Origin of the sequence: Streptomyces sp. NBRC 110611, from assembly GCF_001590865.1 — a bacterium.
In the GTDB taxonomy this organism is placed as follows: domain Bacteria; phylum Actinomycetota; class Actinomycetes; order Streptomycetales; family Streptomycetaceae; genus Streptomyces.
Genome location: NZ_BBUY01000002.1, coordinates 1 through 10,112, shown reverse-complemented (window position 1 = coordinate 10,112; position 10,112 = coordinate 1). Strand labels below are relative to the sequence as shown.

The following is a 10,112-nucleotide window of genomic DNA, read 5'->3' as shown; positions in this document are numbered from 1 at the left end:
CCAGCAGGGGCGGCAGCTCCCGCCACATCTGGACGGTCATCGCATTGCGCTTGCCGGTGTTGCTGATGGTGACGGTCGCTGTGCCGCCGCTGACATGCGTCTTCAGACCCGGTTCCATGCCCGGATATTAGAGCGACCGGCACGGGGACGGCCGGATACGATCGGCGGTCTGATGTCAGCAACTCTCGTCGCCAAAGACCTCGCCGCCGGCCACGGCGAGCGCGTCCTGTTCTCCGGCCTCGATCTGGTCGTCGCCCCCGGTGATGTGATCGGCCTCGTCGGTGCCAACGGTGCGGGCAAGTCCACCCTGCTGCGCCTGCTGGCCGGGCTGGACACCCCCGAGGAGGGCGCGCTCGCCCTCAGCCCGCCCACCGCCACCGTCGGCCACCTCCCGCAGGAGCCCGACCGCCGCCCCGGAGAGACCGTACGGGCCTTCCTCGCCCGCCGCACGGGCGTCGCCGCGGCCCAGCTCGCCCTGGACGCCGCCACCCAGGCGCTGGTCGAGGAGCGGCCCGGCGCGGACGACGCCTACGCCACGGCGCTGGAGCGCTGGCTCGCCCTGGGCGCCGCCGACCTGGACGAGCGCGCCGAGGAGACGGCCGCCCAGCTCGGCCTCGCCGTCGGCCTCGACCAGCCGATGACCACGCTCTCCGGCGGCCAGGCCGCCCGCGCCTCGCTCGCCTCGCTGCTGCTCTCCCGCTACGACGTCTTCCTGCTGGACGAGCCGACCAACGACCTCGACCTGGACGGCCTGGCCCGCCTGGAGTCGTTCGTCACCGGCCTCCGGGCCGGCACGGTCCTGGTCAGCCACGACCGCGAGTTCCTGACCCGTACGGTCAACCGCGTGGTCGAACTCGACCTCGCCCAGCAGCAGGTCAACGCCTACGGCGGCGGCTACGCCTCCTACCTGGAGGAGCGTGAGCGGGCCCGGCGCCACGCCCGGGAACAGTACGAGGAGTACGCCGACACCAGGGCCGCCCTGGAGGCCCGCGCGCACACCCAGCGCAACTGGATGGAGAAGGGCGTCAAGAACGCCCGCCGCAAGGCACCGGACAACGACAAGATCGGCCGCAAGGCCCGGGTGGAGGCCACCGAGAAGCAGGCCGCCAAGGCCAAGCAGACCCAGCGCCTGATCGAGCGGCTGGAGGTCGTCGAGGAGCCGCGCAAGGAGTGGGAGCTGCGGATGGAGATCGCCGCCGCGCCCCGGGCCGGAGCCGTCGTGGCCACGCTCCGGGACGCCGCCGTCCGGCGCGGCGGCTTCCGCTTCGGACCGGTGGACCTCCAGATCGACTGGGCGGACCGGGTCGCCATCACCGGACCCAACGGCTCCGGCAAGTCCACGCTGCTCGCCGCGCTCCTCGGCCGGCTCCCGCTGGACACCGGCCATGCCGCGCTCGGTCCCGGGGTGGTGGTCGGCGAGGTCGACCAGGCCCGGGGGCTCTTCCTGGGGAACGAGCCGCTGATGGAGGCCTTCCGGGCCGCCGTACCGGACCTGGCACCCGCCGAGGTGCGTACCCTCCTGGCGAAGTTCGGCCTGAAGGCGGCGCATGTGCTGCGCCCGGCGGACACTCTGTCGCCGGGGGAGCGGACCCGGGCCGCGCTCGCTCTCCTCCAGGGCCGTGGCGTCAACCTCCTCGTCCTGGACGAGCCGACCAACCACCTCGACCTGCCGGCGATCGAGCAGCTGGAGTCCGCGCTCGCCTCGTACCCGGGCACCCTGCTGCTGGTGACGCACGACCGGCGGATGCTGGACGCGGTGCACACCACGCGCCGGATCGAGGTCGACGGCGGGCGGATCACCGACCGGGCCGTGTGAACGACCGCTTCCCCGGCCGGACCGGGGAGCGGGAGCGCGGACGGAGCCGTTCCGTGCGCCCGGCGCGATTATCGATTTGGTTCTGGCGCGGGCGACCCGTAAGGTGGGGGAAACCGACGCGGGGTGGAGCAGCTCGGTAGCTCGCTGGGCTCATAACCCAGAGGTCGCAGGTTCAAATCCTGTCCCCGCTACTGATGAAGTACAGCAGGTCCGGTGCTCAGGCACCGGGCCTGTTGTGTTTGCTGCTGTGTGCAGCGCGGACACGACCGGTCGGCCGGTCGATCCCCTCACTCAGAATCGGCCACATCGCGTCAAGAGGCGCCGACTTGTGGTCAGCGGGCCGGTGCGGACCGGCCCGGTCCCCACACTCTTCCTGTGAGGATGCCGTCCGGACCCCCCGCGGAACCGCCTGAAGAGCTGACCTCCCCGCTCGCGTACGAAGGTGTCCGGCGGTTCACCACCCCGGCACGGGAGGCCTCGGTGCCGCAGGCCCGCCACGCGGTCCGGGACCTGCTCGACGAAGAGTGCGTGCCCGTGGCCGCCGACGTCCTGGACGCCCTGCTGCTCATCGTCTCCGAACTGGTCACCAATGCCGTCCGGCACGCCGCCCTGCTCTCCCCGCAGATCACCGTCCAGGTCATCATCGGCGCGGACCGGCTCCGGGTCGCGGTCGAGGACGACCACCCCTGCTGCCCCAAGGCGCTGGAGGCGGACGAGGGCGATGTCGGCGGCCGTGGGCTGTGGCTGGTCAAGATGCTCACCGCCGAGGCGGGCGGTGAGTGCGATGTCGATCACACGGTGAACGGCGGCAAGGCGATCTGGGCCGAGCTGCCGCTCACCCCGTTCGCTACCAGCCCGCCGAGTCTCCTGTGAGTTCGCGCACCGCCGGGCGCGCCGCGTCCAGCACGGTCATGAACCACGACGAGAACGGCGCCCGGGCATGCCGCTCGGCCAGCTCCCGCGGCGTCACGAACGCGAATTCGCCGACCTCCTCGGGGTCCGGCGCCGGCTCGGCCCGCACCAGCCCCACGAACAGGTGGTTGTACTCCTGCTCCACCAGGCCGGAGTCCGGATCGGGGTGGTTGTACCGCACCGTGCCCGCCTCGGACAGCAGTGCGGGGGCCACCCCCAGCTCCTCCGCGGTCCGGCGGGCCGCCGCCACGAACGGCTGCTCGCCCGGATACGGATGGCCGCAGCAGGTGTTGGACCACACACCGGGCGAGTGGTACTTCCCCGGCGCCCGGCGCTGGAGCAGCAGCCGTCCCTTGTTGTCGAAGAGGAAGACCGAGAACGCCCGGTGCAGCTGCCCCGGAGGCTGGTGCGCCGCGAGCTTCTCCGCGGTGCCGATCGTCGTACCGTCCTCGTCGACCAGCTCCAGCATGATCGGTTCGGCGGCGCCGCCCGGTGTACTCACCGCCGCGTCGCCGGTGGTCTGTCCGTTGGCAGATGTGATCGGCATGCCCATCCTTGTCGTCGGTCGTTGACGCCAAGTCTGCCCTAGCCGGGTCCGCATCACCTGCACAGACGGCGCGCGGCGGCACGCCGCCGGCGGGGGAGGAGCAGAGGGCCTGGGAGAGGCCCTCGCCACACCGGCCCGGGGACAAGCCGCCCGCGCTATGACCAGCCCGCTCATATCCGGCATCGCAACGGACGCCCAGGCCGAGGGCCAGTTGTTCCGGCGCCACCCGATCCACCATGATGATCGCGGCAGACACCGCCGCCGGTCACTCGATCGCGCGGTGAATGCGCGGTGAACGGCCGCATCCGGCGATCCGATAGCCTCTGCCGACGTGCCACCCAGCCCTCCGGTGCCAGGTGTGCCACGCCCGCTGCCCGGGTAGGTCGTATCGAATGCGGATCGACTGCTAACCAGCCCGTGCTGCCTTGTCAGCCTTCAAGGAGTGAGTTCGTCTGTCGACCGCCATCCTCACCGGTCCGCCGGTCGCCGGGTCGCCGCTCGAAGCCGACCTGCGCACGCTGGGCTTCGACGTCCGTAGCGCCGACGGTCCCGCGGCCGTCGCGGAGCTGATCGCCGCGGTGCCCGCGCAGGAGCGGATCGCCGTCGTCGACCCCCGCTTCGTCGGCCACCCGCACGCGCTGCGGCTGGCGCTCACCGACCCCCGCTTCCCGGCCGCGGCCGTCCCGGGCGCGCTCACCGCGCAGCCCGCGGCGCGCCCCGCGCTGGCCCGCGCGGTCGGCCGGATCCCGGTCGGCGCCGGGACCGCCCACCTCACGGACGTCCTCACCGAGACCCTCACCGACTCCCTCGACCGCGACGACATCGGTCTGCACCGCGTCGAGCTGGGCAGCCTGGTCGCCACCGTCGCGCTCACGCCGGCCCAGCGCGAGGAGGCACGGGAGGCCGTCGCCGCCGTCGACGACGAGGCGGTACGGCTGCGGACCGCCGTGAAATCCCGCGACGGGTTCTTCACCACCTTCTGCGTCAGCACCTACTCCCGCTACCTCGCCCGCTGGTGCGCCCGCCGCGGGCTCACCCCCAACCAGGTCACCACCGCGTCCCTGATCACCGCGCTGATCGCGGCCGGCTGCGCGGCCACCGGCACCCGGGGCGGCTTCGTCGCGGCCGGCTTCCTGCTGCTGTTCTCCTTCGTCCTGGACTGCACCGACGGGCAGCTCGCCCGCTACTCCCTGCAGTACTCGACGATGGGCGCCTGGCTGGACGCCACCTTCGACCGGGCCAAGGAGTACGCGTACTACGCCGGCCTGGCCCTCGGGGCCGTACGCGGCGGCGACGACGTATGGGCGCTGGCGCTCGGCGCGATGGTGCTGCAGACCTGCCGCCATGTCGTCGACTTCTCCTTCAACGAGGCCAACCACGACGCCACGGCCAACACCAGCCCGACCGCCGCCCTCTCCGACAAGCTCGACAGCGTCGGCTGGACGGTCTGGGCCCGCCGGATGATCGTGCTGCCCATCGGTGAGCGCTGGGCCCTGATCGCCGTGCTCACCGCGCTGACCACCCCGCGCATCGTCTTCTCCGCCCTGCTCATCGGCTGCGCGCTGGCCGCCTGCTACACCACGGCCGGCCGGGTGCTGCGCTCGCTCACCCGGCGGGCCCGGCGCACCGACCGGGCCGCCCGGGCGCTGGCCGACCTCGCGGACTCCGGACCGCTCGCCGAGCTGATCGGCGCCGGTGCGTGGGCCCGCGGCCGGGCCGGTTCGTACGACGCCCCGGTGCTGGCGTTCCTGTCGGCCGCCGTTCTTCTGGTCCAGGTGATCTTCGCGGACGACCCGGCGGGCTGGCTCACCGTCGCCGTCGCGGCCTCTTCCGCGCTGATGGCCGGTGCGGCCGTCGCCCGCCCGCTCAAGGGCGCCCTCGACTGGCTCGTACCGCCGCTCTTCCGGGTCGGCGAGTACGTCACGATCCTGGTGCTGGCCGCCCGCGCGGACGGCCCCGGGGCCCTGCCCGCGGCGTTCGGGCTGGTCGCGGCGGTCGCCTACCATCACTACGACACCGTCTACCGCATCCGCGGTGGTACCGGAGCTCCTCCGCGGTGGCTGGTCCGGGCGACCGGTGGCGCCGAGGGACGGATCCTGCTGGTCGCCGTCCTCGCCGCCGCGCTCTCCCCCGAAGGTTTCACAATCGCGCTCACGGCCCTCGCCGTGGTCCTGGCGCTGCTCGTGCTCGCCGAGAGCATCCGCTTCTGGGTGTCCTCCCAAGCACCCGCCGTACACGATGAAGGAGAACCCGCATGATCGGCCTCGTGCTGGCCGCCGGCGCCGGACGGCGTCTGCGTCCCTACACCGACACCCTGCCGAAGGCCCTGGTGCCGGTCGACGGGGACACCACCATCCTCGACCTGACCCTCGGCAACTTCGCCGAGATCGGCCTGACCGAGGTCGCGATCATCGTCGGCTACCGCAAGGAGGCCGTGTACGAGCGCAAGGAGGCCCTGGAGCGGAAGTACGGCCTCGAGCTCACCCTCATCGACAACGACAAGGCCGAGGAGTGGAACAACGCCTACTCCCTGTGGTGCGGGCGTGACGCGCTCAAGGACGGGGTGATCCTCGCCAACGGCGACACCGTGCACCCGGTCTCCGTCGAGAAGACCCTGCTCGCCGCCCGCGGCAACGGCCAGAAGATCATCCTCGCGCTGGACACCGTCAAGCAGCTCGCCGACGAGGAGATGAAGGTCGTCGTGGACCCCGCCAAGGGCGTCCAGAAGATCACCAAGCTGATGGACCCGGCCGAGGCGACCGGTGAGTACATCGGCGTCACCCTCATCGAGGGCGAGGCCGCCGGCGAGCTGGCCGACGCCCTGAAGGCCACCTTCGAGCGGGACCCCGACCTCTACTACGAGGACGGCTACCAGGAGCTGGTCAACCGTGGCTTCAAGGTGGACGTGGCCCCGATCGGCGACGTCGACTGGGTCGAGATCGACAACCACGACGACCTGGCGAAGGGCCGTGAGATCGCATGCCGGTACTGACCCGCCTCATCCCGTCCCCGGTTGTCGTTGACATCAACGCCGGCGCCCTGGACGACCTGGCGGGCCTGCTGGCCGATCAGCGCATCTCCGCATCCGGCAAGCTCGCCGTCGCGTACAGCAGCGGCTCGGGCGCCAAGCTGCGGGAGCGACTGGCCCCCGCCCTCCCCGGAGCCGACTGGTACGAGGTGGGCGGCGGCACGATCGACGACGCGGTCAAGCTCGGCGACGCCATGAAGTCCGGCCACTACGACGCGGTCGTGGGCCTGGGCGGCGGCAAGATCATCGACTGCGCCAAGTACGCCGCGGCGCGCATCGGCCTGCCCATGGCCGCCGTCGCGACGAACCTGTCGCACGACGGCATCTGCTCGCCGGTCTCCATCCTCGACAACGACGCGGGCCGCGGCTCCTACGGTGTGCCCACCCCGATCGCGCTCGTCATCGACCTCGATGTGATCCGCGACGCCCCGGTCCGGTTCGTCCGCTCCGGTATCGGCGACGCGGTCTCCAACATCTCCGCCATCGCGGACTGGGAGCTCTCCCACCGCGAGACGGGCGAGGCCATCGACGGACTGGCCGCCGCCATGGCCCGGCAGGCGGGCGAGGCGGTGCTCCGCCACCCCGGCGGCTGCGGCGACGACGACTTCCTCACCGTGCTCTCCGAGGGCCTGGTCCTCTCCGGGATCGCCATGTCGATCGCGGGCCACACCCGCCCGTCGTCCGGCGCCTGCCACGAGATCAGCCACGCCCTGGACCTGCTCTACCCCAAGCGCTCGGCCAGCCATGGCGAGCAGGTCGGGCTGGGCGCGTGCTTCGCGATGTACCTGCGGGGCGCCAAGGCGCAGTCCGCGCTGATGGTCGAGGTGCTGCAGCGGCACGGCCTCCCGGTCCTGGCGAGCGAGATCGGCTTCGGCGAGAGCGAGTTCGTCAAGGCCGTGGAGTTCGCCCCCCAGACCCGCCCCGGGCGCTACACGATCCTGGAGCACCTGGACCTGTCCACCGACCAGATCAGGGACGCATACGCCGACTATGCCAAAACCGTCAGTAGCTGAACTCCGCCCGGTCGTGCACCCCGCGGGGGTCAAGGACCGGCGAAGCGGTGAGCACTGGGCCGGCCGCCTCTACATGCGGGAAATCTCGCTGCGCTGCGACCGGTACCTGGTGAACACCAGGATCACCCCCAACCAGCTCACCTACCTGATGACCGTCTTCGGCGTCCTCGCCGCCCCGGCCCTCCTGGTGCCGGGGATCGCGGGCGCCGTGCTCGGTGTGCTGATGGTCCAGCTCTACCTGCTGCTCGACTGTGTCGACGGCGAGGTGGCGCGGTGGAAGCAGCAGTTCTCGCTCGGCGGGGTCTACCTGGACCGGGTCGGCGCCTATCTGTGCGACGCCGCGGTGCTCGTCGGCTTCGGCCTGCGCGCCGCGGACCTGTTCGGGTCCGGGCGGATCGACTGGCTGTGGGCCTTCCTCGGGACCCTGGCCGCCCTCGGCGCGATCCTGATCAAGGCCGAGACCGACCTCGTCGGTGTCGCCCGCCACCAGGGCGGCCTGCCGCCGGTGAAGGAGGCGGCGTCCGAGCCGCGCTCGTCGGGCCTCGCGCTGGCCCGCAAGGCCGCCGCGGCGCTGAAGTTCCACCGGTTGGTCCTCGGGATCGAGGCGTCCCTGCTGATCCTGGTCCTGGCGGTGCTGGACGCGGTGCGGGGCGACCTGTTCTTCTCGCGGCTGGGTGTCGCGGTGCTGGCCGGGATCGCACTGCTCCAGACGCTGCTCCACCTCGTGTCCATCCTCGCCTCCAGCAGGCTCAAGTGACGGGCGCGGATGTGGAGCGGGGCCTGCGCGTCGGCGCGGTCGTCATCACCATGGGCAACCGCCCGGAGGAGCTGCGCGCGCTGCTGGACTCGGTCGCCAGGCAGGACGGCGACCCGGTCGAGATCGCGGTGGTCGGCAACGGCTCGCCGCTGCCCGAGCTGCCCGCCGGTGTACGGACCGTCGAGCTGCCGGAGAACGTGGGCATCCCGGCCGGGCGCAACGTCGGCATCGAGGCCTTCGGGCCCGGCGGCAGCGACGTCGACATCCTGCTGTTCCTGGACGACGACGGGCTGCTGGCCAGGGAGGACACCGCCCAGCTGTGCCGCGAGGCGTTCGCGAAGGACCCCGCGCTCGGCATCATCAGCTTCCGGATCGCCGACCCGGACACCGGCGAGACCCAGCGCCGCCACGTTCCGCGGCTGCGCGCCTCCGACCCGATGCGTTCCTCGCGGGTGACCACCTTCCTCGGTGGTGCCAACGCGGTCCGTACCGCGGTCTTCGCGGAGGTCGGCGGGCTGCCCGACGACTTCTTCTACGCCCATGAGGAGACCGACCTGGCGTGGCGGGCGCTGGACGCGGGCTGGCTGATCGACTACCGGTCCGACATGGTCCTCTTCCACCCGACGACGGCCCCGGCCCGGCACGCGGTGTACCACCGCATGGTGGCCCGGAACCGCGTCTGGCTGGCCCGCCGTAACCTCCCGGCCCCCCTGGTTCCGGTCTACCTCGGCGTCTGGTTCCTGCTGACGCTCGCCCGCCGGCCCTCCCGGCCGGCGCTGCGGGCCTGGCTGGGCGGCTTCAAAGAGGGCTGGACGACCCCATGCGGTCCCAGGCGCCCCATGAAGTGGGCTACCGTTTGGCGACTGACCCGACTGGGTCGCCCTCCCGTCATCTGACAAGCTCATATCTGAGAGCATCAGGCGCGAACCGGGGCAGCACCCCGGCAGCGCACCTTGAGGACGAAAGTGTCAACTGTGAGCGAGACCACGCACGACGGTGCGGTCGCGATGAGCGCCCCGCCCTCGCCCGACGACGGGCTCACCCCGGCCCAGCTGGCCCAGCGGTACGGGCTTGCGCAGAGCGGGGCCCGGCCCAGCCTCCCGGGGTACGTCCGGCAGCTGTGGGACCGGCGGCACTTCATCTCCGCGTTCGCCAGCGCCAAGCTGACGGCCCAGTACAGCCAGGCCAAGCTGGGCCAGCTGTGGCAGGTGGCGACGCCGCTGCTGAACGCACTCGTCTACTACTTCATCTTCGGTGTCCTGATCGGCACCCGCGACGGTATCCAGGACTTCGTACTGTTCCTGGTCACCGGCGTGTTCATCTTCACCTTCACGCAGAGCTCGGTGATGGCCGGCACCCGCGCCATCTCCGGCAATCTCGGCCTGGTGCGCGCCCTGCACTTCCCGCGGGCCTGCCTGCCGATCTCGTTCTGCATCATGCAGCTCCAGCAGGTGCTGTTCTCGATGGGCGTGCTGGCCCTGATCATGATCGCCTACGGGCAGCTGCCGATGTGGTCGTGGCTGCTGGCGGTCCCGGTGCTGGCGCTGCAGTTCGTCTTCAACACCGGCCTGGCGATGATCATGGCCCGGCTGGGCAGCAAGACCCCGGACCTGGCGCAGCTCATGCCGTTCATCATGCGGACGTGGATGTACGCGTCGGGCGTGATGTTCAGCATCGACGCCATAGCGAAGAAGGCCGACATCCCCGGCTGGGTGCACACCGTGCTGGAGTGCAACCCCGCCGCGGTCTTCATCGACCTGATGCGCGCCGTCCTGATCGAGAGCTACACGCGGGACAACCTGCCCAAGCTCTGGATGATCGGCGGCGGCTGGGCTCTGCTGCTGGGTGTCGTCGGCTTTGTGTACTTCTGGAAGGCTGAGGAGCGGTACGGACGTGGCTGAGCAGACGACGGGCGTGGCCGGGCAGGAGCAGGGGAACGGTGTCGCGGCGGTGCCGGGCGGGGGCCGGGTCCCCACGGTGATCGCGGATGATCTGCACATCGTCTACCGGGTCTACGGGGGCGGGGCCGGCAAGGGCAG

9 protein-coding genes, 1 tRNA gene and 2 pseudogenes are annotated in these 10,112 nt (G+C 71.6%); 10 read left to right on the top strand and 2 right to left on the bottom strand.

Features of this window, described 5'->3' with window-relative positions; all coding sequences use genetic code 11:
* Positions 1-118: pseudogene (locus tag AZE13_RS37800) on the bottom strand (enoyl-CoA hydratase/isomerase family protein); the annotation flags it as partial.
* Between the two features lie 54 nt (positions 119-172).
* Here AZE13_RS37800 and AZE13_RS04680 point away from each other — a divergent pair.
* The 3 genes from AZE13_RS04680 (at position 173) to AZE13_RS04670 (ending at position 2,689) form a co-directional block, all read left to right on the top strand.
* Positions 173-1,816, top strand: a complete 1,644-nt coding sequence (locus tag AZE13_RS04680; RefSeq protein ID WP_066927292.1) for an ABC-F family ATP-binding cassette domain-containing protein — start codon at positions 173-175, stop codon at positions 1,814-1,816.
* A 117-nt stretch (positions 1,817-1,933) separates the two neighbouring features.
* Positions 1,934-2,007: transfer RNA gene (locus AZE13_RS04675), tRNA-Met, on the top strand.
* Positions 2,008-2,197: 190 nt separating this feature from the next.
* Positions 2,198-2,689 carry an ATP-binding protein gene (locus AZE13_RS04670; RefSeq protein WP_066927290.1) on the top strand — a complete coding sequence of 164 codons (492 nt, stop codon included), beginning with the start codon at positions 2,198-2,200 and terminating at the stop codon, positions 2,687-2,689.
* Here AZE13_RS04670 and idi read toward each other — a convergent pair.
* Positions 2,664-3,275 carry an isopentenyl-diphosphate Delta-isomerase gene (gene idi, locus AZE13_RS04665; protein WP_066927288.1) on the bottom strand — a complete coding sequence of 204 codons (612 nt, stop codon included), beginning with the start codon at positions 3,273-3,275 and terminating at the stop codon, positions 2,664-2,666. The genes AZE13_RS04670 and idi overlap by 26 nt on opposite strands.
* A 452-nt stretch (positions 3,276-3,727) precedes the next feature.
* Here idi and AZE13_RS04660 point away from each other — a divergent pair, with 452 nt between their 5' ends.
* The 7 genes and pseudogenes from AZE13_RS04660 to AZE13_RS37795 all read left to right on the top strand — a co-directional run.
* On the top strand, positions 3,728-5,533 hold the full coding sequence (locus AZE13_RS04660) for a DUF5941 domain-containing protein (RefSeq protein WP_066927286.1): 1,806 nt from the start codon (positions 3,728-3,730) through the stop codon (positions 5,531-5,533).
* The gene (locus tag AZE13_RS04655) at positions 5,530-6,267 is read left to right on the top strand and encodes a sugar phosphate nucleotidyltransferase (RefSeq protein WP_066927285.1); all 738 of its coding nucleotides are present in this window, start codon (positions 5,530-5,532) and stop codon (positions 6,265-6,267) included. The genes AZE13_RS04660 and AZE13_RS04655 overlap by 4 nt, the downstream gene beginning before the upstream one ends.
* The gene (locus AZE13_RS04650; protein WP_066927283.1) at positions 6,255-7,316 is read left to right on the top strand and encodes an iron-containing alcohol dehydrogenase family protein; all 1,062 of its coding nucleotides are present in this window, start codon (positions 6,255-6,257) and stop codon (positions 7,314-7,316) included. Before AZE13_RS04655 ends, AZE13_RS04650 begins: the two co-directional genes overlap by 13 nt.
* Positions 7,294-8,073 (top strand): CDP-alcohol phosphatidyltransferase family protein, encoded by a 780-nt coding sequence (locus tag AZE13_RS04645; protein ID WP_079123700.1) that lies wholly within the window; start codon positions 7,294-7,296, stop codon positions 8,071-8,073. The genes AZE13_RS04650 and AZE13_RS04645 overlap by 23 nt, the downstream gene beginning before the upstream one ends.
* A gap of 23 nt (positions 8,074-8,096) precedes the next feature.
* On the top strand, positions 8,097-8,969 hold the full coding sequence (locus tag AZE13_RS04640; protein ID WP_066928427.1) for a glycosyltransferase family 2 protein: 873 nt from the start codon (positions 8,097-8,099) through the stop codon (positions 8,967-8,969).
* A gap of 78 nt (positions 8,970-9,047) precedes the next feature.
* Entirely contained in the window at positions 9,048-9,974 is a 927-nt protein-coding gene (locus AZE13_RS04635) for an ABC transporter permease (protein WP_066927279.1), read from the top strand.
* Between the two features lie 13 nt (positions 9,975-9,987).
* Positions 9,988-10,112: pseudogene (locus tag AZE13_RS37795) on the top strand (ABC transporter ATP-binding protein); the annotation flags it as partial.